The sequence below is a fragment of the Chitinophaga sp. Hz27 genome, assembly GCF_042263525.1.
Taxonomy (GTDB): domain Bacteria; phylum Bacteroidota; class Bacteroidia; order Chitinophagales; family Chitinophagaceae; genus Chitinophaga.
On the sequence record NZ_JBHKFJ010000002.1, the window covers coordinates 204,310 to 229,874 of the forward strand.

22 protein-coding genes, 1 tRNA gene and 1 other RNA gene are annotated in these 25,565 nt (G+C 42.3%); 16 read left to right on the top strand and 8 right to left on the bottom strand.

Annotated features, from left to right (window positions below):
* Nucleotides 1–82: 82 nt before the first annotated feature.
* The 3 genes from ACE38W_RS04690 to rplU all read right to left on the bottom strand — a co-directional run bounded on the left by ACE38W_RS04690 (nucleotide 83) and on the right by rplU (nucleotide 1,227).
* Entirely contained in the window at nucleotides 83–523 is a 441-nt protein-coding gene (locus ACE38W_RS04690) for a histone H1-like repetitive region-containing protein (RefSeq protein ID WP_375829096.1), read from the bottom strand.
* A gap of 64 nt (nucleotides 524–587) precedes the next feature.
* Nucleotides 588–866 (bottom strand): 50S ribosomal protein L27, encoded by a 279-nt coding sequence (rpmA, locus tag ACE38W_RS04695; protein WP_073076832.1) that lies wholly within the window; start codon nucleotides 864–866, stop codon nucleotides 588–590.
* 58 nt (nucleotides 867–924) lie between these two features.
* Nucleotides 925–1,227: a 50S ribosomal protein L21 gene (gene rplU, locus ACE38W_RS04700; RefSeq protein WP_375829098.1), complete on the bottom strand. Its 303-nt coding sequence runs from the start codon at nucleotides 1,225–1,227 to the stop codon at nucleotides 925–927.
* A 310-nt stretch (nucleotides 1,228–1,537) separates the two neighbouring features.
* Here rplU and ACE38W_RS04705 point away from each other — a divergent pair, with 310 nt between their 5' ends.
* The 10 genes from ACE38W_RS04705 to ACE38W_RS04750 all read left to right on the top strand — a co-directional run bounded on the left by ACE38W_RS04705 (nucleotide 1,538) and on the right by ACE38W_RS04750 (nucleotide 12,735).
* Nucleotides 1,538–3,034: a GH3 auxin-responsive promoter family protein gene (locus ACE38W_RS04705; RefSeq protein WP_375829100.1), complete on the top strand. Its 1,497-nt coding sequence runs from the start codon at nucleotides 1,538–1,540 to the stop codon at nucleotides 3,032–3,034.
* Between the two features lie 99 nt (nucleotides 3,035–3,133).
* A complete protein-coding gene (locus tag ACE38W_RS04710) occupies nucleotides 3,134–4,300 on the top strand; it encodes a 1-deoxy-D-xylulose-5-phosphate reductoisomerase (RefSeq protein WP_375829102.1) in 1,167 nt (388 codons plus the stop codon).
* A gap of 87 nt (nucleotides 4,301–4,387) precedes the next feature.
* The gene (gene rseP, locus ACE38W_RS04715; protein ID WP_375829103.1) at nucleotides 4,388–5,734 is read left to right on the top strand and encodes an RIP metalloprotease RseP; all 1,347 of its coding nucleotides are present in this window, start codon (nucleotides 4,388–4,390) and stop codon (nucleotides 5,732–5,734) included.
* 91 nt (nucleotides 5,735–5,825) lie between these two features.
* Nucleotides 5,826–6,200, top strand: a transfer-messenger RNA (tmRNA) gene (gene ssrA, locus ACE38W_RS04720).
* 225 nt (nucleotides 6,201–6,425) lie between these two features.
* A complete protein-coding gene (locus tag ACE38W_RS04725) occupies nucleotides 6,426–7,760 on the top strand; it encodes a hypothetical protein (RefSeq protein ID WP_375829104.1) in 1,335 nt (444 codons plus the stop codon).
* 16 nt (nucleotides 7,761–7,776) lie between these two features.
* Nucleotides 7,777–7,848, top strand: a tRNA-Lys gene (locus ACE38W_RS04730).
* A gap of 237 nt (nucleotides 7,849–8,085) precedes the next feature.
* On the top strand, nucleotides 8,086–8,577 hold the full coding sequence (locus ACE38W_RS04735) for a DUF2004 domain-containing protein (RefSeq protein ID WP_375829105.1): 492 nt from the start codon (nucleotides 8,086–8,088) through the stop codon (nucleotides 8,575–8,577).
* Nucleotides 8,578–8,664: 87 nt separating this feature from the next.
* Nucleotides 8,665–9,441, top strand: a complete 777-nt coding sequence (locus ACE38W_RS04740) for an SDR family oxidoreductase (protein WP_375829107.1) — start codon at nucleotides 8,665–8,667, stop codon at nucleotides 9,439–9,441.
* A 190-nt stretch (nucleotides 9,442–9,631) separates the two neighbouring features.
* Nucleotides 9,632–11,029, top strand: a complete 1,398-nt coding sequence (locus ACE38W_RS04745; RefSeq protein ID WP_375829108.1) for an MAC/perforin domain-containing protein — start codon at nucleotides 9,632–9,634, stop codon at nucleotides 11,027–11,029.
* Nucleotides 11,030–11,670: 641 nt separating this feature from the next.
* Nucleotides 11,671–12,735, top strand: coding sequence for a heparin lyase I family protein (locus ACE38W_RS04750; RefSeq protein WP_375829109.1), 1,065 nt, complete (start codon nucleotides 11,671–11,673; stop codon nucleotides 12,733–12,735).
* Nucleotides 12,736–12,831: 96 nt separating this feature from the next.
* Here ACE38W_RS04750 and ACE38W_RS04755 read toward each other — a convergent pair whose 3' ends face one another.
* Nucleotides 12,832–13,263 carry a YybH family protein gene (locus ACE38W_RS04755; protein WP_375829111.1) on the bottom strand — a complete coding sequence of 144 codons (432 nt, stop codon included), beginning with the start codon at nucleotides 13,261–13,263 and terminating at the stop codon, nucleotides 12,832–12,834.
* A gap of 212 nt (nucleotides 13,264–13,475) precedes the next feature.
* Between ACE38W_RS04755 and ACE38W_RS04760 the strand changes: the two genes are divergently transcribed.
* From ACE38W_RS04760 to ACE38W_RS04780, 5 genes are all read left to right on the top strand, one after another.
* Entirely contained in the window at nucleotides 13,476–14,297 is an 822-nt protein-coding gene (locus ACE38W_RS04760; protein WP_375829113.1) for a siderophore-interacting protein, read from the top strand.
* Between the two features lie 281 nt (nucleotides 14,298–14,578).
* Nucleotides 14,579–16,954 carry a TonB-dependent receptor gene (locus ACE38W_RS04765; protein WP_375829114.1) on the top strand — a complete coding sequence of 792 codons (2,376 nt, stop codon included), beginning with the start codon at nucleotides 14,579–14,581 and terminating at the stop codon, nucleotides 16,952–16,954.
* A gap of 24 nt (nucleotides 16,955–16,978) precedes the next feature.
* Complete coding sequence (locus ACE38W_RS04770) at nucleotides 16,979–18,220, top strand: DUF4374 domain-containing protein (RefSeq protein ID WP_375829115.1); 1,242 nt, start codon at nucleotides 16,979–16,981, stop codon at nucleotides 18,218–18,220.
* A 9-nt stretch (nucleotides 18,221–18,229) separates the two neighbouring features.
* Complete coding sequence (locus tag ACE38W_RS04775) at nucleotides 18,230–19,447, top strand: PepSY-associated TM helix domain-containing protein (RefSeq protein ID WP_375829116.1); 1,218 nt, start codon at nucleotides 18,230–18,232, stop codon at nucleotides 19,445–19,447.
* 123 nt (nucleotides 19,448–19,570) lie between these two features.
* Nucleotides 19,571–20,629 (top strand): metallophosphoesterase, encoded by a 1,059-nt coding sequence (locus tag ACE38W_RS04780; protein WP_375829117.1) that lies wholly within the window; start codon nucleotides 19,571–19,573, stop codon nucleotides 20,627–20,629.
* A gap of 47 nt (nucleotides 20,630–20,676) precedes the next feature.
* Here ACE38W_RS04780 and ACE38W_RS04785 read toward each other — a convergent pair whose 3' ends face one another.
* From ACE38W_RS04785 to ACE38W_RS04795, 3 genes are all read right to left on the bottom strand, one after another.
* On the bottom strand, nucleotides 20,677–22,272 hold the full coding sequence (locus ACE38W_RS04785; protein WP_375829119.1) for an ABC-F family ATP-binding cassette domain-containing protein: 1,596 nt from the start codon (nucleotides 22,270–22,272) through the stop codon (nucleotides 20,677–20,679).
* Between the two features lie 198 nt (nucleotides 22,273–22,470).
* On the bottom strand, nucleotides 22,471–23,532 hold the full coding sequence (locus tag ACE38W_RS04790) for an ATP-grasp domain-containing protein (protein WP_375829122.1): 1,062 nt from the start codon (nucleotides 23,530–23,532) through the stop codon (nucleotides 22,471–22,473).
* 121 nt (nucleotides 23,533–23,653) lie between these two features.
* Nucleotides 23,654–24,430 (bottom strand): DUF1080 domain-containing protein, encoded by a 777-nt coding sequence (locus ACE38W_RS04795; protein WP_375829125.1) that lies wholly within the window; start codon nucleotides 24,428–24,430, stop codon nucleotides 23,654–23,656.
* Between the two features lie 189 nt (nucleotides 24,431–24,619).
* Between ACE38W_RS04795 and ACE38W_RS04800 the strand changes: the two genes are divergently transcribed.
* A complete protein-coding gene (locus ACE38W_RS04800) occupies nucleotides 24,620–25,108 on the top strand; it encodes a DUF4240 domain-containing protein (protein WP_375829127.1) in 489 nt (162 codons plus the stop codon).
* Between the two features lie 39 nt (nucleotides 25,109–25,147).
* Here ACE38W_RS04800 and ACE38W_RS04805 read toward each other — a convergent pair whose 3' ends face one another.
* Entirely contained in the window at nucleotides 25,148–25,558 is a 411-nt protein-coding gene (locus ACE38W_RS04805) for a Dabb family protein (protein ID WP_375829129.1), read from the bottom strand.
* Nucleotides 25,559–25,565: the final 7 nt, after the last annotated feature.

Sequence of the window (25,565 nt, forward strand, 5' to 3'; positions counted from 1 at the left end):
ATTGTTTGGAGAGGGGGAGGAAAAGAAAAAGGTCCTGATGTAAGCATCAGGACCCTTATAACTACATTTTGTAATTCCGATCTTAGTTAGCTGGAGCAGCAGGTGCTGATGGAGCAGCAGGTGCTGTAGCTTTCTTTTTAGGAGCAGCTTTCTTTTTAGGAGCGGCTTTTTTAGCAGCAGCTTTCTTTTTAGGAGCAGCTTTCTTAGCAGCAGCTTTTTTAGGAGCAGCTTTCTTAGCGGTTGCTTTTTTAGCAGCAGCTTTCTTTTTAGGAGCAGCTTTCTTAGCAGCAGCTTTTTTAGGAGCAGCTTTCTTAGCAGTTGCTTTTTTAGCAGCAGCTTTTTTAGGAGCAGCTTTCTTAGCGGTTGCTTTTTTAGCAGCGGCTTTTTTAGGAGCAGCTTTCTTAGCGGTTGCTTTTTTAGCAGCAGCTTTTTTAGGTGCAGCTTTTTTAGCAGTTGCTTTCTTAGCAGCAGCTTTCTTTTTAGGCGCAGCTTTTTTAGCAGCCGCTTTTTTAATTGTTGCCATTGTTTTTTGAATTTGGGTTAGTAAAAAATAATTGGGTATAAAAAAACTTTATGGCAAACACTGATTAGGCTTCAGCCTGAGCAGTGGTGTCAAATGCTTTAACAGAAACGTAGGTTTTGTTTTCGCGACCTTTTCTGAATTCAACTACACCGTCTGCAACTGCGAAAATGGTAAAATCTTTACCAATGCCTACATTTGAACCTGGATGGTAAACTGTACCTCTCTGGCGTACAATGATGTTACCAGAAATAGCAGGTTGACCACCGAAAATTTTAACGCCCAGCCTTTTGCTTTGGGAGTCACGGCCGTTCTTTACACTACCTTCACCTTTTTTATGTGCCATTGTATAATTACTTTAAAAAACTTATGTCTAAATAAATATGAATCACTTAACGTACAAATTAAGCGATCTCATTGATTTTAATCTTAGTGAAATGGGTGCGGTGACCAACTTTCTTTCTGAAGCCTTTTCTTCTCTTCATTTTGAAAGCGATTACTTTGTCGCCCTGAACATGCCCTAAGATCTGAGCTTTTACTACTGATTTTACATCAGTGCCAACTGTCAGCTTACCAGCGTTATCTGTCAACAGTACATCAGAAAACTCCACGTTATCTCCGATATTTCCTTGTAACTGCTGTACAAAAATTTCCTGGTCTTTTTGTACTTTAAATTGCTGACCTGCGATTTTTACAACTGCAAACATAATTATCCAAAATATAATTTCGGCAAAAGTACCATTTGTTTTTCTAATTGACAAAGTTTTCCGGCACTTTTTAATTCACATGCGTAAATTAATGTATTCAACCGGATAAAGCTTAATCTTTTCAAAGATACGTACTTTCCTGAATTTTAAATTTATTTAACATTTTCTGCGCATCTCTTTTTATCTGTACAACGCAACGCAATTTTATATACATTTGTCGTTTACACAATAATATAAATAGATATCAGGGTCGGAAATACAAAATACTATTCTCTCCGGCACTCATCTCTCAATCATAAAATATTTTGGCATGAAGTTTAAATCACTGCTGGCCAAACCATTTGCTTCCATTGTCCACAGCAAAATCAGGAAGGAAATGCTCAGGGCGGTGGAAGACCAGGAGGCTATCCTGGAGGAGCTGATCAAGATAGGCAGAAAAACAGAGTTCGGAACAGAGCACAAATTAAATGAAGTTAATAGCTACGATGAATTTAAAAAGGCAGTTCCAATCCGTGATTATGAACAATACAGACCGTATATAGACAGAATCAAGCAGGGAAAACAAAATGTACTCTGGAGAGGACAGCCTATTTATCTGGCCAAAACTTCCGGCACTACCAGCGGAGTGAAATATATTCCCATTACCAAAGATTCTATTTCCAATCATATAGATACAGCCCGTAACGCGCTGCTCAACTATATGGGTGAAACCGGCAATACCAACTTTGCCGATGGAAAAATGATCTTCCTCTCTGGTTCCCCTGAACTGGAAAGGGTAGGTGGTATTCCTACTGGTCGCCTCAGTGGTATCGTGAATCACCATATTCCCCGTTATCTCCGTACCAACCAGCTCCCGTCCTACGAAACCAATTGTATAGATGACTGGGAAACGAAGCTGGACAAGATCGTTGAAGAAACCATTAACCAGGATATGACCCTGATCAGTGGTATTCCACCTTGGGTACAGATGTACTTCGACCGACTGATCGAACGTACCAACGGAAAAAGAATAAAAGAAATATTTAAAAATTTTGATGTGATGGTGTATGGTGGCGTAAACTTTGAACCGTACAGGGCCAAACTGATGGCTTCTATCGGTGCGCCTATCCATACTGTGGAAACATTCCCGGCCTCAGAAGGCTTCTTTGCCTTCCAGGATTCCCAGGAACAGGAAGGATTACTGCTGAATACGAACTCGGGCATCTTCTATGAATTTGTTCCGGCGCAGGAAATCTTTAATGAAAATCCTACGCGACTGTCGCTCAAAGATGTTCAGCTTGGCGTAAATTACGCCTTGATTATTAATAACAACGCCGGCTTATGGGGATATAATCTAGGGGATACGGTGAAATTCATCTCCCTGAATCCTTTCAAATTGCTGGTTACTGGTCGTATCAAACATTTTATTTCCGCCTTCGGCGAGCATGTAATTGGAGAAGAAGTGGAATACAGCCTGATGAAGGCTGCCCAGGAAGAAAATGTACATATTACCGAATTTACTGTAGCACCTAGAGTCCAGTCAAACGAAGGCCTGCCTTATCACGAATGGTTTGTGGAGTTTGAAAATATGCCGGCAAACCTGGAAGCATTTGCTAGGAAAGTCGATGAGAATATGAGGCAGAAGAATATATATTATGATGACCTCCTAACAGGAAATATTTTACAACCCCTGAAAATCAGAGCGGTACGCAAAAATGGCTTTATCGACTACATGAAAGCTATAGGCAAGCTGGGAGGACAGAATAAGGTACCACGACTCAGTAACGACAGGAAACTGGCTGATGAGCTGACGCAGTATTTACAATAATAGTAAGAGAAATTTAGTTATATCACAGCTGCGGGTACATGAAATGCCCGCAGCTGTTCGTTCGTTTTTGTTGACCAGAAAAAAAAGTAAATCACCGTAATGAATAAACGAAAAATTGCCATCTTCGGGTCCACAGGATCTATTGGCATTCAGGCACTGGATGTGATAGCGGCACATCCCGACAGGTTTAGCGTGGAAGTGCTTACCGCACAAAATAATGCTGAATTACTGATCGAGCAGGCGCTCAAATTCAAGCCTAATGCTGTTGTTATCGGTAATGAAGAGAAATACAAACAGGTTAAGGACGTGCTGTTCGACAAAGGCATAAAAGTCTTTGCAGGCGCTAAATCCATGGTGGAAGTGGCTTCCTGGGGCAGTATCGATATGATGCTGGCCGCAATCATGGGATTCGCTGGTTTGGCACCTACCATGGCAGCTATCGAACAAGGCATCCCTGTGGCATTGGCTAACAAGGAGACATTGGTATGTGCTGGTGATATTGTAATGGCTACTGCAGCCCGTAAAAATGTACCTATCATTCCGGTAGATTCTGAACATTCTGCTATATTCCAATGTCTGCTCGGAGAGCCACTTTCCAAACTGGAAAAGGTTATCCTGACAGCATCCGGCGGACCTTTCCTCGGTAAGAAACCTAATTTCCTCATAAATGTGAAGAAAGACCACGCCCTTCAGCATCCTAACTGGAGCATGGGCGCTAAAATCACCATCGATTCTGCCACGCTCATGAACAAAGGTTTGGAAATGATCGAAGCAAAATGGTTATTTGGTCTGAAAGCAGAAGATATTGAAGTGGTGATACACCCGCAGTCTATCATTCACTCCATGGTGCAATTTGTAGATGGCTCCCTGAAAGCTCAGATGGGATTACCGGATATGAAACTGCCTATCCAGTATGCATTAGGTTTCCCTGATCGTTTGCCAAACGACTTCCCGCGGTTTAACTTCCGTAACTATCCGCAGCTTACATTCGAACAACCGGATACCAAAACCTTCAGAAACCTGGCCATCGCTATGGAGGCCATGTATAGAGGAGGTAATGCTGCCTGCGTAATGAATGCCGCTAACGAAGAAGTAGTAAATGCGTTCCTGAGAAATAGAATCGGATTTTTGCAAATGACCGAAGTGATTGAGGAAACGATGGCTAAAGTACCGTTCATTGAGAAGCCAACACTGAACGATTATTACGAATGTGATGCTGCAGCGCGCGAACACGCGGGTTCCCTAATCAATTCTATTGTAATATAATCACAGCCAAAAATTAACAACATATTTTGCTTGAATATCTGGAATATCTGATATATTAACAGGCAGAATAAAAGCAGCAACAATTAAATGAGCTTAGATCTTATTTTGATAAAAGGCGGACAGTTAATACTGTCGCTCTCTATACTGGTAGTATTGCATGAGTTAGGGCATTTTATCCCGGCCAAACTCTTCAAAACAAGGGTAGAAAAGTTTTACCTGTTCTTCGATCCCTGGTTTTCTCTTTTTAAAATAAAGAAAGGAGAAACAGAATATGGTATCGGCTGGCTTCCGTTGGGCGGATATGTGAAAATATCCGGTATGATCGATGAAAGCATGGACAAAGAGCAGATGGCAAAACCTCCTCAACCCTGGGAATTCAGGGCTAAACCAGCATGGCAGCGTCTTATCATCATGATTGGCGGTGTTACAGTGAACATCTTGCTGGCCTTCTTTATCTACTTCATGATCCTCTGGACACATGGTTATAAATATCTTCCTACCAAAAATCTTACCTGGGGCATCCAGGTAGATTCACTGGGTAAGAGTATTGGCCTGCAGGATGGAGATAAAATCCTGTCGCTGGATAATAAGGAAGTAAAGGAATTTGCGAAGATTCCGGGCTATATGATCCTTCATTCTTCCAAAACCATTCAGGTAGATAGAAACGGACAGGTAGTGAATGTCGCTATTCCTGAAGGTTTCATCGGAAAGGTGATGAGTGAACTGAAAGCAAAACGCATCTTTATGGATGTGCGCTTGCCAGACAGCTTGCCTTACGTGGTGGAAAAAGTCAAAAAAGGAGCAGGAGAGAAGGCTGGTATTAAGGCTGGTGATCAGATGCTGCGTGTAAATGGAGCAGATGCCAGCACTTTTGAGCATTTCATGACGGAGATCAAAAAGTATAAATCGCAGACGATCACACTGGATGTTGTGCGTGGAAAAGATACTGTACAACTGCATCCTGCATTGGATTCTACTGGTTTGCTGATGGTTCAGGCCAAGTCTCCGTTAGAAGAAACTACGATTCATTATACATTCTTCCAGGCTATTCCTGCTGGTGTGCATATGGGTATTGACAAGATCAATTCTTATATTCTCCAGTTAAGATTGCTCTTTGTTTCCAAGGATGTGAAGATGACGGAATCATTGGGTGGATTTGGAAGTATTGCACAGTTGTTCCCTGAAGAGTGGAATTGGCTGGACTTCTGGGATCTGACAGCGTTCTTGTCGATCATACTGGCAGTAATGAATATTCTGCCTATCCCGGCATTGGATGGCGGTCACGTATTGTTCCTTATTTATGAGATTGTGACAGGTCGTAAGCCAGGGGAGAAATTCCTGGAATATGCACAGATTGTGGGTATGGTTATATTACTTGGCCTCTTGTTACTGGCTAATGGGCTGGATATCTGGCGTCATTTCTTCGGTAAATAACTTTTAAAATAAAAAAGAAGAAGCATATGGTTGGAAATCAGCCATATGCTTTTTTTTATGTGTAAATTGTTGTATATTTGTGGTTCAATCCGGGGCCGCCTGGTTTTGACAGCATAGGTCTTTGAAAGTGTAAGCATGTCGTGCGTTGGATAATTAGCACGTAAATCTGAATATTCAAACTTTAAATGGCGAATCTAACTACGCCATGGCTGCCTAATCAGAGATTAGACATCCATTATAGCCGCCTGGAGTTGTCGCCTTATGCGACTCCCGCCGCTGAATCATCAAACCCATAGGGATAGGTGCTCATGGTTTCTGTGAGTGAGCACTGAAGCGCAAACGGATAAGGACGAGGTCGGTTAGTTATGCCCCTGCCGAGTTCCGACAAACCAATGCATAAATAAGCATGTAGAAGCCTTTCGACGAGTATGTTTGGACACGGGTTCGATTCCCGTCGGCTCCACAGAAGAATATCCCTTTTTATCCACTGGGAAAGAAAATTGACAGCTATCACATTTGTGGTAGCTGTTTTTGTTTGTGGTATGTTCAAGATGACCAACGTATCAAATACAGACCTGATAGGCCTTTTGAGAGATGAGGCATGTAACATTATGTGTGTCTGACGAAGGTTGATAGATAGATATTTTTTATTTTAATAGATTGTTCTTTTATTTGTTGCAATCTGATTGCTATGTCTGGCCTGTTGGAATTATATCAAACACTCGAACAACGCAAACGTCCTGAAGACGTGGCGCAGATGATATTTGAGTTGATGTCGGCAGATCTCAGTAAATCAGAAAGGACTTTACTTGATAAGGCTGCGTCGAGGTCTTTGAAAAGGCTGCAACATCAGTATACTTCGATGAGTGAATATTTTTCATTTGCGGTAGGTGCAATGAAACAGATAAGAAAAGCAGAAGAAATCTTTGTGCTCAAATCATCTCCAGGTGATTATGATAATCCAATCCATATAGAAAAATTCATTCAGCAGGTTTCGCCGATAATTCAGAAGGTGCCTGGTAGCAATGATTTCAGACATGATAGACTCAATAAGACGCAAAGAGTTGAACAAGGCTTAGATCTTTCCAAAAGGAATTATAATAAAAAATGGCGGCTGCTAAAGCGATTGGAAGCAAAGCTGGCAGTCATCGTCCGTGAGCAAACGAAATTGAAGTTCCAGGGCATCGGGAAGCATGGATTGACAAATGAAATTACATATGAAGCTTTTGGACAGGATTTAAATACCGCTTGTTTTATTGCGTATATCGTTGCCCGTGGAAATTTGCGTAGTGAGTTTACCATTGAAGGACAACAAAAACCATTCGATGATATTGCAGCGATGTTGCTTCGGCGTTGTGAAAATAAACCTGCTGAAACTCAATGGTATGAAATCTCTTGCGTGTTTGCTTCCCAGGGAGTACTCCAGCATCTGACTGAACAACAGAAAGGGAAATTACTAGGGAAGTGGACGGCGATCCTGCAAGAGGTTGCAGTATTTTTACAGGAGCTTTGGGAGTCGAATGATTTTGAGCGACAGTCAATGGTGGTTAAACGTGGTAATGATTCCACCACCTGGAATAATACCGCCAATACATGGAACAAGGCCCGCGATAATTGGATTGGCCTGCTTTACGCATTGGATATGGAAGCTATATTAGATGAGGTCTGTTTTGGTAAAGTATTGCGATTAATTGCTGCTGATTTGGCTTTCTATCATAAAGTGAGTGGCGGAAATCTTGACCCTAATACCAATGTATGGAATCAATTGCCTTTACCATGGGAAGTCTTTAATCAAACGGCTATATGCACCAGAGAAATGGTTGTCGATATGTGTAAAAAGGCTGGTTTAGATCCAGAAAAATCTGGTTGGATAGCACCTCGTGAAAGTAAGACCGTTGCATTCAAACCGACGCCGGAGCTGGTCTATGGCGTTTCTGTTGGTTGCCCGTTTTTAGCAACGATATTAAAGAAGAATAAATACTATTCCGGCAAAAATGTTAATCCATTAAATCCGGAGTTGAATTAAATAATTAAAGAAGGTTTCTGATATAGCTCAGTGGCAGAGCTCCCGGCTCTTAACCGGGTGGACACAGGTTCGAGCCCTGTTATCAGAACTATAAGAAACGAAAGCATTGGTTCCCATTTGACATACCAGTGCTTTCGTTTTAATTGTCACTTTGTTGATTCCCGTATACTATTTGGCGCTGCATAATTGTTACCCAATCATAATTCTGCTCTAATTAAAGATGAAGCTTGCACTACGTATATACACTGCGTTTAGTGAATATATCTTCGTTTGAAATGCTTTGTGCAGTTGCTAACCATCTCAACAAAAAACTAAAATCGCCAACATGGACCCAATTGAACTTCCATATTTTGGACACTTTACCGGTGATGATATCAGGAAACAGGATGTACTTGTAGGAGGAAATAATATAGGAATGGATCTTAATTTAAATCAACAGGGATTAACGGAGCGAGGGGCGTCTTATCTCAATATATTCCTTAAAAACCTGGAAGAGCATGCAGTTAAGAATCGTCAATTCATTGATGAATACTACGATGAAGCGGATGAGGAAAATGCGTTGAAATTTTATTTAGATTTTCATAAAGAGGAAGCCCTGGAAGAGATGCAGGATGCCCTGAATGTAGACCCTACGGCGGATGATTTGAATCTGCAATTAATAGCAAAATTAAAGCTGGCAAGGGTAGGACTTTATCCTAATAATGCTAACTTTTTTGCCATCTTTGATTATACATTTGGCAAGGATTTTACCAATTATGTGCTGGTATTAATTACGGATGCAGCCGGTAATATCCAGGAAATCACAGTTGAGAGTTAATTATCGTATATTTCTGGTAGTTTGATCTGCTGCATTTAAGATGCACGGTTCTTGAAAATCCTCTATCAAATTAGCACTCAATATCTCATGGACTTAACCTCATCTCAAATCTTAATCACCGGCGGTAGTGAAGGTATTGGATTAGGGCTTGCCTCCAGGTTTTTGCAAGCTGGCAGTCGTGTGATGATCACAGGGCGTAATGCAGCAAAACTTAAAGCCGCTGTGGAGAAATATCCTGGACTGGAAATTTATGTTAATGATATTGGAAGCAGTGAACAAAGAGAGCTGTTAGCTAAACATGTGCAGGAGGTAATGCCTGGTATAACCATGCTTATCAATAATGCCGGCATTCAGCGAAGGATAGCACTAGCCAGTGATAAAGCCCCCTGGCAAGAGCGGCAGCAGGAAATTGATATATTACTCGCTGCGCCTATTCACTTAAATCATCTGTTGATCCCACAATTACTAACTAACGGAAAAGCAGCTACGATCGTGAATGTGACCTCTGGTGGAGCTTATATTCCGCAGGTATTCGCGCCTGTCTACAGTGCATGTAAAGCTGCGTTACATAGTTACACCATGGTACTGCGTCATTCGCTGCAAGAAGCAGGAGGCCGTGTGGTAGAATTAATACCACCGGCAGTACAGACCTCCTTAGCAGGGACTGGACAAAATCATGGTGCACCTCTGGATGAATTCTGTGATACTGTTTTTGATAAGTTAGTCAATACAGCTGCCACTGAAATAGGCTTTGGGCCAACCGATGGGCTTAAAGTATCACTATCGGGCAAATCACAGAAAGAGGTGTTTGAGGCCAGTGCAGGAAGGTTTCCTGTAGATAAATATATCAAATCGAAAAGTTGACTAGATTATGTTGTTAAACAAGATAAGATACGCACTAGTATTTTTGAATAATCAATAATGTTATTGTATACTTGGGAGAAGTAAAGTCGATAGTACTAAAACCAAAATTCTGTTATAACCCAAATTGTAGCAACTCAAAATAATCATGCAACCATTGTTGCAGATATAATAAACCCAAACCCAAAATACCATGTTAACTAAACGATCGCTCCAATGGAGCCCTATGTTGCTGTCTATGGCAATCTTCTTTGGTTGTGCTAAACAACAAAACACACAGGATTCGCTTTCTCCCACACGGACGGTAGCAAAAACAGAAACAGCAGGAGATGGAAAATACGATTTACTCGGCTATGGCTACGATGCTACAGGGCAGTTTGCTAACGCAGCTTCGGCTACTTTTCCCGTATTGGACATTACAAAACTAGAAAACGAAAGCTTATCAAGTATTTTACTCGAATCTGCACCCTCACAGGAATATGTAGAAGATTACGGCGAAAACGCCTATCAGTATTCTAAACGGATTTCCACGAAAGTGGAGGCCACTGGAGCTTACTCAATCTTCAAAGCGACTATTTCATATAATTACAATGGAGCAGATGCTTTTAATGCAAAATACATTTACGGTAGTTACAATTTGCTGGTAAAGCAAAAACGCGTTAGACTTAATGCCACAAAGGAATTTCTTGCTTCATACCTGACAGCAGGATTTAAATCTGCAGTACAAACTATGACCGCTGCACAACTGATAAGCAATTATGGAACGCATGTACTGGTTGATTTATACACAGGTGCAAAAATGGATATCATGTACCAGGCGGAAACAAACAGCCGCAATGGTAGTTCTGCGGCGAGTGGTGGAGTAAGAGTGGCAGTGGGTTCTATATTTAACATAAATGTGGCTACCTCTACAGATGTGTCAAATGCAAGTCAGAACTATTCGCGGAAATTGATTTATAAAACTCGTGGTGGTGATCCATCTAAAGGTTTGGTTGGCCAGATCAACCTAGACCAAAATGCGCCGCAAGTAAATTTCGCGCAGTGGCAGAATAGCTGTACTCCTGCTAACTCAGTGCTGATTGATATTGCCCCCAAAGGTTTGATACCATTATATGAGTTTATTACAGATGCCAACAAAAAAGCAGAAGTAATGAACTATATCACTCAATACCTGCAAAACAACCAGGTAAACCTTGCTTATGATAAAGTGCCTGTCTATGCCTATTACAACGCAGGTAACAATAAACATATTTTTGAACTCGATCGACGTCTTGACAGTGATCCTAATTGGCAATATAGAGGACCATATTTTTATGCTTATAAACAACAGGCGCCTGGTACCGTTCCCGTTTATCATTTTTATGCCCCAACTACAGGAGATAATCAATATTCATTGTCAACATCCAATGACTACAACTATTGGAACCTGGACGGCATAAAATGGTATGCTTATAGTACACAGCAAGCTGGAACTGTACCGATATACCAGTTTTATCATTTTACAACAGGAAGAGAACATTTTCTTGGCTCAAGTCCTACTTCTGCTCCTGCTAATGAATGGTCAAAATCCATTCTGTTCTACGCTTACTAAATCTTTGATGTCTCTATCGTTTTCTTTGAATAACAAAAGCCTGCACTATCAGCGCAGGCTTTTTAAACAGACTTTTAAAACACAGGGTAAAGGGCGAAACAAAATTAACGGGCTTGCTTATGCCGGAGTCGAACCGGATAGCTGTTACACTATTCCTCCCTGATTTATGGTAGCGAAGTATTTCATCTCTACGACACCTGCATTTTAAAAAGTAAACCGGGTAATGAATCGAAGAGGCACTTACTGTGGCGTCTTAATTTTGACCACCTTCACAGGGCAGGTCTGGTTACCTGCAACTCCACCTTGGAACGAAGAACTCCTCTTCTACGACACCGATTTTAAAAAGATTAACAATGGATGCTTATTGCTTACTCAACTATTTGCTGTTGACATTACAAAGATGCAAGCACAAGTCCGCAGTCTTTTTGCGCAGGTGAATTTATTTTTTAATTTTTTTAAAGATGATTGATAATCAATAACCCTATATATTATCTCTACTTCATTATAAAAAATCATATAGCCTTTCCCGTTGTATCAGCAAAAAACTATCATGAAAAGATAATGCGCTATCTACTTTATTGCAATCGATTGATTAGTTTGGATAACAGAATAATTGTTCACCCAAAATCCACAATTCCATTATGAAAATCAATCAGGCAATCTGGTCATGCCTGCTGGGAGTGTCATGCCTCACGGGGTTCACTCACTGCACCAAAGACAACAACCCCGCAAACCGTAACGAACAAACTGGTAACAAAGCACACACCGAATCGCTCCTCTTTAATGGAGATGCTGCCTTAGGAGCAGCCAACGTATGGAAAGTCCTAAACTTTGAAGGCAATGGTACTATTACCGTTGACACAGACGCTGTTTACGGCCAGGTGTGGAAATTCTACAAACCTGCTGGAAGCCATCGTACAGAAGGCCATGGCGCTAAAAATTTCCAGGCCGCAGAAGGCGACGACATCTACATCGGCTGGCGTTCCAAGCTGATAATCCCCGCCAACCAGAATACCAACGCGGTATTCCAATGGAAAGCTTTCGGATCTACGCAACCCATGTTGCAAAACTATCCGATCGTTTTAAGTACCAACTCCAGCAATGTTTTCCACCTGATGCACTATGCTCCCGGGAAAATCGGCACCGAAGTATGGAATACGCCACTGTCTTCCGGTGTTTGGAACTCCATGGTCATGCATCTGAAAGTATCCAGAGACTCCTCCATCGGATTCATCGAATTCTGGTACAATGGTGTTAAACAAACCCTGGTAAATGGCACGCAGCGCTATTATGGACGCACATTAGATGCTGACTATTGTGATCCTAAATTTGGCGTTTATGGCGGTGATCCTGCTGACATCACCAATTATGTACAAGGCATCAAAATCGCGTCCACCTATGCGGAAGCTGATCCTGGCGGCGGGCCTGTCAACAACCCAATCGTTCAGATGTATCAGAATTGTAGCTATGGTGGCTGGTCTGCTTCTTTTGCACCAGGTAATTACACCACCGCGAATTTAGTGGCTGCCGGCGCTGCAGACAACGACGCTTCATCGCTTAAAATTCCTACAGGCGTTACCGTTACCTTATACGATAACGATAACTTCAGTGGAGACTCCCTGGTATTAACTGCCGACGCCAGTTGCCTTAAAAATACCAGCACCTTCAACGACCGTACTTCTTCCATGCGGATTCGGACAAACTAATATAGCAGCCGGAAACTTCAGCAGTTTCAAGGCCGCAATAAAACAGTAATAAAAATGCCATCAATCACTATTGATGGCATTTTTTATTTTATGATTTCATGGCTTTAAACCCGTACTAGCCATACCCGTTGTAACATCAAATGGTACCGAACTATGAGCTGTCATAATTTTCCACTCGCCTAATACCTTCTGCCAGCATAGTGTTTCTCGCCAAAACATATCCAACGTATTGCCATTGATCATCTTGGCCATCACATGATTAAAGCCATTGCTAAAAGCATGATGCTCACCTGCTTCTACCACCAGTTTGGCAGACACAACTGTTACATCTTCAAATCCTGATAGCCATTCAGTAAGTCTGGTTTTTATTGCGGAAACACCTGTTTGAGATAAAGGCCCCACTACATCAAAGACTACAACATCGGTGTGGTAGTTTTCTACCGCTGCATTTACATCTTTCTCATGGAGGGCTTGTAATTGCGTAGCAATAAGGGTTTCAATAACTGCTCTTTCGTGATATAAATTCATAGACCGAATATTAACAGTTGTTAAATGCACAAATAATATATATCGACATATGATGTCAGCCATGATTGGCTGGGTTACCTCAAAGGTCTGCATTTTATAATTAATTCCCTATTGCGTATTTTTTATTCCGATAATGGTAATTGATTGGCGTTGGTATTTGCTTCCTTTGTACGCACAAGACTACCAGAGAAATAAAAATAAAGGAGGTTGTTATGAGTGACGTGAAAAATAAATCTATTCAGGCTACATTGACAGTTACCCGTAAAACATTGGTTACACCCAACTACATGCGCGTTTTTCTAACCGGAGATAATATGTCGCAATTCGTTGGCCCAACGGTAGGTGTGAATAACAAAATTCTTATCCCTCCACAAGGACTCAATAAAATATGCTTCCCGAGTTTTGATTATGGTAAAATGGAATGGATTCATCCTCCGGAAGATGTCAGGCCAGTAATACGTACCTATACACACAGAGGAATTGATCTAGAACGCAATGAAATATGGATTGATTTTGCGCTACATGGTAGTTCCAGCCCGGCGTCGGGATGGGCGATCAGAGCGCAGACGGGAGATGTGTTAGGAGTTTTAATGCATAACGAAAAATCAGTTCTATATACGCCAGCCGAAAATTACGTACTGGTCGCTGATGCGAGTGGGTTGCCAGTAATTGCCGCTATCCTGGAAGACCTGCCACCAACCGCAAAAGGTATTTGTTTGCTGGAGGTAAATAGCGTTGAAGATGAACAAACCTTAGTAACACAAGCGGATATACGATTTACCTGGTTACATAATCCTACACCACAAGTAGGGAGTGAGTTGTTTTATCATTTGAAAAAGGAAAAGTTACCTGATATATCCAGATTTGGATATGTTGCCGCAGAGTTTTCTACGGTAAAGCATATACGTAGTTTCATAAGAAAGGAACTAAACTGGCGACGCGAAGAGCTATATGCCTATTCCTATTGGAAAGCAGGGATGTCTGAAGATAAATCCACAAAAGACAGACACCAGGAAAAAGAAACACGATATTAAGTATATACGAAAAATATTTTTTCTAATGATATGGAGATGGATTTTATTCATCTCCATACTTTTATTATTTGTATGCATACCTAATTATATTTATTCGGATAAGGAATTATTTTTTGTTTTTATTTTTCCCGATTTCGAAAACATTTGCATCATCGCAAGCCTAATTTTGCATCGTCGATAAGAAATCTATATTCTTTTACTGTAGCGACTTTTAAGCCTTAACTATCTATAGTTCGGAACGCTACTTCCATGCACTGATACCACTTAAACGGAAATATATAATGTACTGTAGAAAACTATTGCTGACGATTATTATCCTTCTATCCCTAACCACCTGCGTTTTTGCGCAGGCTTCTATGGAAGCCACTGTAGCCGGGTTGCTGAAAGATGCCGATGGCATCCCGCTCGCTGGTGGTTCCATTTCTTTACATGATCATACTATCAAAACTATCACCGATGAAAAAGGTTACTTTAGAATTTCTCCTGTAAGACCTGGTAAAAGAACGCTTATCATCTCCCTGATTGGCTACAAAAAGAAAACGCTTGAAATTACTGCTATCCCTGGACAGACAATCACCATTAATATTGTCCTGGAACGAGCAGTGAATGATATCGCCACCGTTTCTGTGTTAGGCAGAACAGCCACACAGGAAGTAAACAAGCAAGCTTTTAATGTTACAGCCATTGATGCGAAGAAGCTCTATAACTCTACATTAGATTTGTCTCATGCTTTGGACCGCGTTTCAGGTGTGCGTGTGCGCGAAGATGGTGGGCTGGGTTCCCGCATGAACTTTTCCCTGAATGGTTTCACTGGCCGTCAGGTGAAATTCTTCCTGGATGGGGTTCCTATGGATAATTTCGGGTCTTCTTTTCAACTGAATAATATTCCTATTAATCTCGCGGAAAGAGTAGAAGTATACAAAGGCGTAGTGCCCATCTGGCTGGGATCAGACGCACTGGGCGGCGCCATTAATATTGTTACCAGTAACGCGAAGCGTAGCTACGTAGATGCGTCTTATTCCTATGGCTCGTTTAATACTCATCGGGCTAATGTTAATGCCGGCTATACCGCCGCTTCCGGATTTACACTTCAGTTAAACGCTTTCCAGAATTATTCTGACAATAACTATCGGGTACGGGTAAACGTTGCTGACATCAACACTGGTGAATATTATCCGAAGCAATGGGTGAAACGTTTTCATGATACTTACCATAACGAAACAGTTATTGCAAACATCGGTGTTGTTGGAAAGAAGTATGCAGATAAATTATTGGTAGGCATGACCCTTGGCCAGAATTATGCTGAAATACAAACCGGCGCCAGAATGGTAAGCGTATTCGGAAACTGGCACAGACGCGGTACTACAGTAATGCCCAGTCTTAAATACCAGGTAAAAAATCTATTTGTACCAGGACTTGATTTTAGTCTGACAGGTAATTATAATCTTGGCACGGAACAAAATATTGATACCGTTGGCCGTCGTTACAACTGGCTGAAACAATGGGTGCCGAATGGAACCGCAGAAAGAGAACGTTCCATGTATAAGTTTAAAAACCACAATGGAATTGGTACTGCCAATTTGAGTTATAAGCTGAATGATCATCATTCATTTATACTGAATGATGTATATACCACCTTTAATCGTACGGGAAGCGATGAATTATTTCCTAATGATACCAAGTACGATCAGCCTAAGAAAGTCTTTAAAAACATACTGGGCTTGGGTTATAAGTATGATTACAGTGAAAAATGGAATACTTCTGTTTTTGTAAAGAATTATAAACAGACGAATAAATTTTCTCAAAGTTTTAATCCCAGTGGGAGCTGGGGGGATGTTGCCTACAGAAATCTGGAGAATACATTTAACAAAATGGGCTATGGTATTGCCTCTACCTATTTCATATTACCTAACTTACAAGTAAAGGCTTCCTACGAAAAAAGCTACCGCCTTCCTGATACAGAGGAACTCTTTGGTGACCTACTCAACCTCGAAGGAAACCCTGACCTGAAGCCGGAAAGCAGCAATAACTATAATCTTGGCACAAGTTTCCAGACCAAGCTCAATGAAGACCATCGCTTTAGTATTGATGCTAACCTGATTTACCGTGATGCAAAAGATTTTATCAGACCGCTGCTTAATCCCAACCAGACAAAGCAAACTAACGGCAATCTGGCCGATGTTACCAACCTGGGTATAGATGGAGAAATCCGCTACAGTTATAAACGCTTTTTCACCGCTGGCATTAACATGACCTACCAAAACCTGCGAAACAATACCAGGTTCGAGGATGGACAAAAGGTGGAAAGTCCGCTCTACCGCGACAGAATTCCTAATATGCCTTATCTCTTTGGGAATGCCGATGCATCGCTGTTCTTCCATAATGTAATTAGGAAAGGAAATAGCCTGACACTGGGTTATAACTTCCTGTATGTGCATGCCTATTACCTCTCCTGGCCTAGCCAGGGAAGCCAGAAACTGACCATTCCCCGCCAGTTCTGTCAGGATGTTAATATGGTATATAGTCTGGCTAACGGTAAGTATAACATCGCCCTGGAATGCAAGAACCTCGTGGATAACCGCTTGTATGACAACTTCACTTTACAAAAGCCAGGTCGTGCATTCTATGCTAAGTTCAGATACTTCATCAGTAAATAATCTCAATAATTAACTACGCAAATAATGATAAAATTTAATAAATTATTCCTGTTGGCCGCCACTGTGGCTGTTTTTGCAACTGGCTGTGATAAAGATGATTTATCGGCGGATGGAGGATATACAGGAGGTGAATCTCAGGGAAGAACCAGGTATGTTATAACGGCAACGCCTATAGGAACTACTGGTATTGCAGATTATTTGCTCACTGCTGATCAGCTGGACAATGGCACGATCAGCACTGCTGGCAACGGTATAGAGCAAGACGGCTCCTATCGTTACTATATGACCCACAAAGGAAGATTCTTTAGTTTATTATATGGACAGGGAAATCCTGGTGCTGTAACTACGTATAGACTTGATACGAAAGGCCAGCTGGTAAAGACTTCCGACTTTCAGACAGAAACAGTGCAAGCATTTACCAAAGTGAATGATGAATTGTTGTTGATTAAAATTCCCAGAAGTGGTACGGAGGTGGCGAGCTTTTATAGGATCGATGCTTTGCAATCGAAGATTGTAGGTAATGGTACTATCGATATTGTGAAACTGGCTGCCAACGGAGAACGCGCGCATTTCACCTGGGCAACGCAAGTAGATAATAAAGTATTTGCACCCTACATGAGTATCAAGGGCTGCTGTGGAGATGCTTTCGGTACCTCTTTCCCTGATAGCACCTGGGTAGCGGTGTTTTCTTACCCGGATATGAAACTAGAAAAAGTAATTAAGGATAACCGTACCAGTTATATCGGCGCTTATTTTAATAACGGATTGGCAGTGACGGAAAGTGGTGATATATATGGGTTTTCACCAGCGGCAGCTACACTTAACAGCGTGCCTGTTTCTACAAAACCTTCTGCTTTTGTACGTATTCTGAAAGGTACAACAGAATTTGATCAGCGTTATTTTTTCAATGTGCAGGAGGCATCTGGCGGACATCATATTTCCAATCAAACATATCTGGGAAATAATAAATTTTTATTGTTGATGTATGGAGATAAAAATGCACTTACCGGCAATCGTAAAATGGCGCTGGTAGATGTTAAAGAGAAGTCTTTTGCGTGGATAAAAGGTGCGCCGGAAGAAATACAAAGTACCTCTGCTTCTTACAATAATAACACCACATCTGTTGATGGAAAGACGGCCTATATCGGCCTGAATACTGCCACCGGTAGCCGGGTGTACAGCATCGATATCGCTGCGGCCACTGTTACGCCAGGTTTGGTGATTGAAGGTGGAAAAATTACTGCTATCACGAAAATGGAATATTAAAAAGTAGGCATGCAATCAAATAAAAACAAACCGGCCGGGAAGAAAAATTCCCGGTCGCTGTTCTATCGAATATCTGCCTGGCTGCATCTCTGGCTGGGATTATTCTCTGGCATTATTGTGATGATCATTTGCATCACTGGCTGCATCTGGGTTTTTAATGAAGAAATTACGGCCTGGATGGAACCCGAAAGCAATGTGCCTGTACAAGAAATAGCGGTGGCTCCTCCTTCTGCTATGATGACTGCAGCAGATAATGCTTATCCCGGTAAACAAGTGGGATCTATCGTATACAAAGAAGGAAAGGCCGTGGAACTGAATATCGGTGGGCGCCGTGGAGGTTCTACTCTTAAAGTTAATCCCTATACGAAATCGATCATTTCTAAAGTAACGCGTAAACCCGGTGATGTCAACTTCTTCAGATGGGTGCTCAATGGACACCGGTTTCTATGGTTGCCTTATAAAATCGGGCGCCCTATCATCAATTACAGCACCCTGATTTTTGTGATAACGCTTATCAGCGGATTAGTACTCTGGTGGCCCAAAAAGTGGAATAAGAATACGCGTCAGCAGAGTTTTAAAATCAAATGGGGGGCTAGTACCAAGCGTGTAAACTATGACCTGCACAATGTCTTCGGTTTCTATGCTTTACTGGTCTTGTTTGCCATTGGCACTACAGGAATGGTCTACGGGCTGGAATGGTGGAGCAAAGGCACTTATTGGGTAACCACTGGAGGACGCACGCTGCCGCCATTTAAAGAGGCAGTATCTGATTCATTGCAGGCGGGTAAATTACCCTATACGTTAGAACAAAAAATTGATATCGCCTGGAATCAGGTAGCAGCAAAGCATCCGCAGTCCAAAGGATTTTATATAGGCCTTCCCGATACGGCAAAAGCAGGATCCAGTATATTGGTGATTGTTTATCCAAGTAAGGGCCAGTATTATAATCTTCAACGTTATTATTTTGACCAGCAAACCTTACAGGAAATTAAAGGAGATGCAGAAGATAATAAGACCTATGAAGAAGCTGATTTTGGAGGGAAACTCCGGCGAATGAATTTCGATATACATGTGGGGAGTATCCTCGGCCTGCCAGGAAAAGTAATCGCTTTTTTTGCATCGCTGATAGGGGCCACACTGCCAGTAACTGGATTCATCATCTGGTGGGGGAAAGGTAAGAAGAAAAAGCCCGCACCTAAAGTCCAGGAACGACAAGTAGCTGTATAATAGATCCCATGACAAAAAGCCGTCTGCAAATTGCAGGCGGTTTTTTCTTTATAATAACCTATCTTTCCATACTCCACAATCGTCTTTATTTAGACAAAACCTGTTTTTCATTAATTATACACCATGCAGATCCTCAAATTAGCATTGACTTTTGTTATGTTACCACTATTTGCAGCAGCCCAGGAGCAGACAGATGGCCCCTATGTGTTTTATGAAGGTGATAGCGCTGTCGTTAAAACGATCTTTCAGCACGAAGATCTTACTTCAGCTAAAACTAAAAATTATCCGGTGCACGATATTCCGGCCCTCCAGTGTGAAGGGTTTGAAATCCACATCAAATCGAAAATCACCATTCCTGATAATACAACCGCAGCGCCTGAAAAGCTGTTCATCCTCTCTGATATTGAAGGAGAATTTGATGCAGGACGTAAACTGCTCATAGCCGGCGGCATTATCGATGATAAATATAACTGGACATTTGGCAAGGGCCACTTGGTAATTGCCGGCGATTTATTCGATAGAGGTACCAAAGTACTGCCGTGGATTTGGTTATTATATACGCTGGAAGATAAAGCCACAGCGGCTGGCGGCCAGGTACATGTTATCCTCGGCAACCATGATGTGATGCAGATGGCAGGTGATTTCCGATATACTGATGCCCGTTATTTCAAGCATGCCTGGCTGATGCAGAAAGATCTCAAACAGTTGTTTGGTACTGAAACAGAGCTGGGACGATGGTTACGTAGTAAAAATGTAATAGAGAAGATTGGAGATTTACTGGTAATGCATGGAGGCATGTCGCCGGAAATTCTGACAAAGCAATTATCGCTCACACAAATAAATGACGCCGTAAGGCCTTGGTTGGGTACTCCTCGTAAGCAGATCCCTGAAGCTGCTCAGGTATTTTTTACAGCTACCTCACCGTTTTGGTTCAGAGGTTATTTCAATGATAAACCAACCCCTGAAACGACGGTTGATAGTACCCTACAGCAATACAATTGTAAACACATTATTGTAGGACATACTATAACGGATACGACTATAGTAAATCGTTATAACGGGAAAGTCATTGGGGTAGACGTAGATCAGCATGAAGGGCATCATCAGGGGCTTTTCATTGATAAACAACAATTTTTTCTTGTAGATATTGATGGAAAGAAAATACCTTTTTCTGTGAAATAGAAGGAGGGTAGATGCTGACCAGGCAATGCCGGTCAGCATCTGTAAAGTTAGGCCACGCGAAGTTCTGTGGTTACTTCTGCATCTTTGATGAATTCGGTATCATGTGAGATGACCAGTAGCGTGCCTTTATAGCCAGCAAAGATTTTTCCTAACATCTGGATATTTGCCAGATCAAGGTTGTTTACCGGTTCGTCCAGAAAGATGATATCCGGTGCTTTATTTTGCAGAATCATACTACATAAAGCCAGTCGGAGCATTTCACCTCCGCTTAGTACGGAGCAAGGCTTTGCCCAGCTATCTGGTTTAAAGAGGAAGTTGGCAAGGGTGGTATGAACCACTGCTTCTTCGAGTCGCCTTTCATTAAAGGCGAGTGCCTGTTCCAGTATGGTTTTGCTGCGGTCGATGAGGCTATAATCCTGATCCAGCATCAGCGTGGTGCATTTAGCACTTTCCATGAAGCCGCTGGTAGGAGTTATTTCTCCGGATAATATCCGCATCAGCGTAGACTTACCACTGCCATTAGGGCCGGTGATGGCAAGCCTGTTGCCACTACGAATAGTGAACGTTAACGGTGATGGCCACACGTTATTCACACCATCAAAGGAAAAGTTGATGTCATTTGCCTGCCACAATACTTTTCCATTAGGGAAGGAGGAATCGGCGAAATAACCTTTCATCATTTGCTGGATATGCGTCATGGCAGCGGCGTCCTGGAGAGCGCTTCGCAGCTCACTGACTTTTTCGTCGTGAATCTGCTTCATTTTTCCGCCACTTACTTCTGCCGCCATTTTACGGCCATTCAGCAAAATCTTAGGATCGCTGCTTTTAGACGCATTTTTACGCGCTTGCGCATCGGCGCGTTGCTTACGTTCATGCGCCTCCTGTTGCTTCTTTTTAGCCTCCTTTAAGGCCTTTTCGTGGTAATCCAGCTTATGTTCCTGTGCCGCCAATTCATTTTCCTTTTGCGACTCATAGAAATCATAATTACCACCATAGGTATTGATACCTGAAGGCGTTAGCTCCAGAATAGGATCACAATGCCGAAGCAGCTGCCTGTCGTGACTTACCAGCAACACGGTGCAGGTGGTTTCTTCCAGCCATTGATGCAATACCTGTCTGGTCTGATGGTCCAGGTGATTGGTGGGTTCATCCAGCAATACGATTTCAGGTTGGAAGATGTCTATTCCGGAGAGGAAGAGTTTTGTTTTCATGCCGCCGCTCAGCTGCGATAGTGGCTGGTCGGGCGTTACTTCAGGAATGCCCCATTTGTTGAAAGCTTCCTGATAGCGGGCTTCAATATCCCAGTTATTTTCCAGGAGATCATAATGTTGCTGTTCTGTGGAGCCTTCGCCAACAGCGTGCAGGGCTTCCAATACCGGCGCGAGGGAAAGGGCTTCCGCCACAGTAGTATGGTTAAAATGGCCATAGTGCTGCGGTACATAATACAGCGATCCATTTACCAATACTTGTCCTGTATAGTCTTTTTCCCTGCCAGCAATTATTTTGAGCAGGGTACTTTTGCCCGTTCCATTGTTACCAACAATGGCGGTTTTGTCATACTTTTTTACGGTAAAACCGACGTTTTCAAATAACAGTTTATGTGCTGGCGTCTGATAAGAGATATTTTGGATATTGATAAACATTGTTGGAAAGTTGTGAGATGGGAAATAGCGTGAAAGTCCTGGGTAAGGCATGTGAGTTTCATGTCAGTAAATTTTTGATTAAGAAATATATATTATGAGAGAACAGGACCGGGATTGGCCTGTAAATAAGCATTGCGCTATATATGTGTGGGAGTAATTATCACATAATGATGCAAAGGTAGTAAAATCTCTTGAAAATCAAAGTCCCCAGTGTTGGGCTAATATATTTTCCAATAAAGAAGGGTAATCCCAACCTATTTTGCGTGCTGCGAGTGCGGTCAGGCTGTCCTGATCATGGCGGTGTAGCCGTGAAGGCCCAGTCATATTGGGTTTCATGTTTAGATCGAAGAGGAAGTAGTTACCGTTTTCGTCTGCGCGGCAATCGATACGGATAGGTGCTTTCATGCCTACCAGCTTTCCGGCCTGCGCGCATTGTTGATACAGCTGCTGAATAGCCATGCTGGCCTCTTCGTTATCATTAAGTACAGCACTGTTATGGATCACGGCTACTGTACCATTATAAGGCGCAATGCCATTATGATGGTTAAATCGCTTCACTGCAGGAAGGCACCAGGGTAATTCCTTTTTTTCTTTTTTTCCATGGATTTGGTACTCGCCGGGAGGCATAACGGTGATGGTTACCTCTTCTCCGGGAAGATATTTCTCCAGATAGATGGTAGTGCCGTAGCGGTCTGTCTGGAACATATCTGTTATTACTGCGTGGTATTCCTGTTTATTTCTGATAAGGGCTACGCCTTCGCTGCCGCGGCCGCGGATAGGTTTGGCCACTATGGGAAAATGGACCTTTTTTGTGCCGGCGGTAAATGCTTCATAGCTCAGTAGTTCAGCCGGCGGTACTGGCAGCTCATTATCTTTCAGTAGCTCCGCGGTGAGCCATTTATCGTCGTACATACCACTGAGAACAGGGTGCTGCCCTACTACCTGAATGCCTCTATTCAGGAAGGTGGCGATAGGATGATCAGCATAGAGCACTGTATTGAGCCAGATGCAGTTGGCGCCTTTTTCTATGGCATGTGCAATGCCATGCTCAGTATCGGGGAACACCCAGTCGGTATCTTTATCTACGTAGGGGTTTGGTGCTGGCGTGATGACGTTGATCTGCTGAATTTTCAGTGCATAGGCAATATCAGCACCGCTATCAGCGTATCCGCCGGGCTTAGTGGGTTTAAGAATGCCCTTTACCGCCGGCGCCGGGTGGGCCTGGTATACAATGGCTACTTTGATACCTGCATTTGTCATAATAATTATCTTACTATAATTATCATAAACAAAAAAGCCGGACAACAGTTTGTTATCCGGCCTTAATTATTTGTAAAAATGCTTAACTACAAGCGTATATGCGTTGCTGTTAGATAAGATATTATAATTCTCTTACCCAGATATTACGAAAGCTGATAGGTTCACTTTTATCGCCATGGGCTTGCAGTTTGATAGGAGAGGCGCCATGAGCCTTGCTATAGCTAGGCTTTCCGATGTATTGGGTAGGGCCCAGCAGCGTAGTATTATTCTGTACCAATACGCCGTTGAAGAAAACAGTTACGCGTGCCGGAGATTTCAGGCTGCCATCTTCATTGAAGAGAGGAGCAGTCCAGATAACATCATAGGCTTGCCATTCGCCTGGTTTACGGGCTGGATTAGCCAGTGGAATAAACTGTTTGTAGATACTGCCAGCCATACCGTTGACATATGTTTTGTTGTTATAGCTGTCGAGGATCTGGAGTTCATAGCCAGCGTCGCCATCGCCGATGGAGGCGAGGAAAAGACCGCTGTTGCCGCGGGCCTGGCCGCTACCAGTGATATTGGAAGGGATACGCCATTCGATATGCAGCTGGTAATTGTTAAATGATTTTTTCGTTTCAATATTACCTGCCGATTTATTCACGGTGATAATATTATCTTTTACTGTCCAGGCGGCAGGCTTATTCCTGTCGTTTACAGATACCCATTCATTGAGGTTTTTACCGTCGAATAGCACGATGGCATCGCTGGGAGCGTTTTGAAAATCGATTTTGCCCGGCGTGACAACTTTAGGAGCAGGCTCCCATATTTCTGTGTCTTCCGGTTTTGGTTTGTCCTGTGCCTGTGCAGTAAATACGCCGCATGAAAGCAGGGCAAAAAGCAGATAACTTCTTTTCATAATGTCAGATTGAGTGCATTTTTATGACAGGCTGTATACAACCTGTACTGCGTGGAATGAAATTGAATTAAGAATTTCCGTGCGACTAATATAGAAAACTTTTTTTCGTTTGCACAGCAGGTTTATTTCACTACGCAATTCCAATGCGTAAGGCGTTAGTAATTTTGATCCTGTAATCAACAGATGAATATGAATGAACAGCAATTCTGGTCTTTGATAGACGCCGCCTGGAAGGATATTCCTCCGGCAGATGTTCTACGCAAAACGGGCCTGATAACCAATGAACCTGACCTTATTTTTGAACTGAGCGAAATCCTCTGTTCAGATATAGCCTTATGCTTGAAACAAAGATTGTTAGCCCTTGAAAAACCAGCACTGGTGCAGTTTATTCGTATTATGGAAGCAAAGCTGCATCAGATAGATAGAGAGGAAATTCATTTTTATACAGATGGTTCTGATGATGGATTCCTTTATTGTCGTGGATTTATTGTCGGAATGGGAGAAGAATACTTCAACATGGTCGACACTAATCCATCTAAAGCTACCTGTGATGCCGAAGCCGAAGAAATCAGCTTCATTGGCTATGCCGCCTACAGTGAAAATTTTGGCCATGAATTCAGCCGCGATGAAAACGATATTGCCTCCGGAAACCCTAAGGAAGGCTGGTCAATGAATTAGCCGCCAATTAGAGTAGTACCTATGCCGCCATTCGAATCCCTATACCGTCATTGCGTCATAAACTATTACCTTTTCCCATAAATGGCCATAGTTTTTGACAAATGCCAGATGAATGGGGTGTGTTTGATAGGTTGCCTGGCCATTCAGATCTTTAAAGAATATAAGCTCTGATACCTGCCAGCTCGCATCAACCACATCCCGTTTTTCTGTTTCCGCTACCACACCAACATGGATGCTTTGCACCGTCTCTATGCCTTTCAGGCTTTTAACGCCTTCCACTAATTTATCCCTGTCAGCCCTGGATGTTGGGTTCTTCAACCAGAAAAAAACATGATGTACTAAAGGTTGCTTGTTATCTGAAACAGCCATAGACGAGGCTGAAGCGGTAGCTGCCCCGGCGCATAAAGCTGCAGCTGTACCTAAAAATTTTCTACGATTTGAGTGGGCCATTGTAAAA

Coding starts and splice junctions, on each gene's coding strand:
- ACE38W_RS04785 (WP_375829119.1), bottom strand. CDS start 22,272: ATGTTTATCAATATCCAAAATATCTCTTATCAGACGCCAGCACATAAA.
- ACE38W_RS04805 (WP_375829129.1), bottom strand. CDS start 25,558: ATGGCCCACTCAAATCGTAGAAAATTTTTAGGTACAGCTGCAGCTTTA.
- ACE38W_RS04735 (WP_375829105.1), top strand. CDS start 8,086: ATGGACCCAATTGAACTTCCATATTTTGGACACTTTACCGGTGATGAT.
- ACE38W_RS04745 (WP_375829108.1), top strand. CDS start 9,632: ATGTTAACTAAACGATCGCTCCAATGGAGCCCTATGTTGCTGTCTATG.
- ACE38W_RS04800 (WP_375829127.1), top strand. CDS start 24,620: ATGAATGAACAGCAATTCTGGTCTTTGATAGACGCCGCCTGGAAGGAT.
- ACE38W_RS04790 (WP_375829122.1), bottom strand. CDS start 23,532: ATGACAAATGCAGGTATCAAAGTAGCCATTGTATACCAGGCCCACCCG.
- ACE38W_RS04780 (WP_375829117.1), top strand. CDS start 19,571: ATGCAGATCCTCAAATTAGCATTGACTTTTGTTATGTTACCACTATTT.
- ACE38W_RS04795 (WP_375829125.1), bottom strand. CDS start 24,430: ATGAAAAGAAGTTATCTGCTTTTTGCCCTGCTTTCATGCGGCGTATTT.
- ACE38W_RS04760 (WP_375829113.1), top strand. CDS start 13,476: ATGAGTGACGTGAAAAATAAATCTATTCAGGCTACATTGACAGTTACC.
- ACE38W_RS04770 (WP_375829115.1), top strand. CDS start 16,979: ATGATAAAATTTAATAAATTATTCCTGTTGGCCGCCACTGTGGCTGTT.
- ACE38W_RS04755 (WP_375829111.1), bottom strand. CDS start 13,263: ATGAATTTATATCACGAAAGAGCAGTTATTGAAACCCTTATTGCTACG.
- ACE38W_RS04740 (WP_375829107.1), top strand. CDS start 8,665: ATGGACTTAACCTCATCTCAAATCTTAATCACCGGCGGTAGTGAAGGT.
- rseP (WP_375829103.1), top strand. CDS start 4,388: ATGAGCTTAGATCTTATTTTGATAAAAGGCGGACAGTTAATACTGTCG.
- ACE38W_RS04775 (WP_375829116.1), top strand. CDS start 18,230: ATGCAATCAAATAAAAACAAACCGGCCGGGAAGAAAAATTCCCGGTCG.
- ACE38W_RS04690 (WP_375829096.1), bottom strand. CDS start 523: ATGGCAACAATTAAAAAAGCGGCTGCTAAAAAAGCTGCGCCTAAAAAG.
- ACE38W_RS04750 (WP_375829109.1), top strand. CDS start 11,671: ATGAAAATCAATCAGGCAATCTGGTCATGCCTGCTGGGAGTGTCATGC.
- rpmA (WP_073076832.1), bottom strand. CDS start 866: ATGGCACATAAAAAAGGTGAAGGTAGTGTAAAGAACGGCCGTGACTCC.
- ACE38W_RS04705 (WP_375829100.1), top strand. CDS start 1,538: ATGAAGTTTAAATCACTGCTGGCCAAACCATTTGCTTCCATTGTCCAC.
- ACE38W_RS04725 (WP_375829104.1), top strand. CDS start 6,426: ATGTCTGGCCTGTTGGAATTATATCAAACACTCGAACAACGCAAACGT.
- ACE38W_RS04765 (WP_375829114.1), top strand. CDS start 14,579: ATGTACTGTAGAAAACTATTGCTGACGATTATTATCCTTCTATCCCTA.
- rplU (WP_375829098.1), bottom strand. CDS start 1,227: ATGTTTGCAGTTGTAAAAATCGCAGGTCAGCAATTTAAAGTACAAAAA.
- ACE38W_RS04710 (WP_375829102.1), top strand. CDS start 3,134: ATGAATAAACGAAAAATTGCCATCTTCGGGTCCACAGGATCTATTGGC.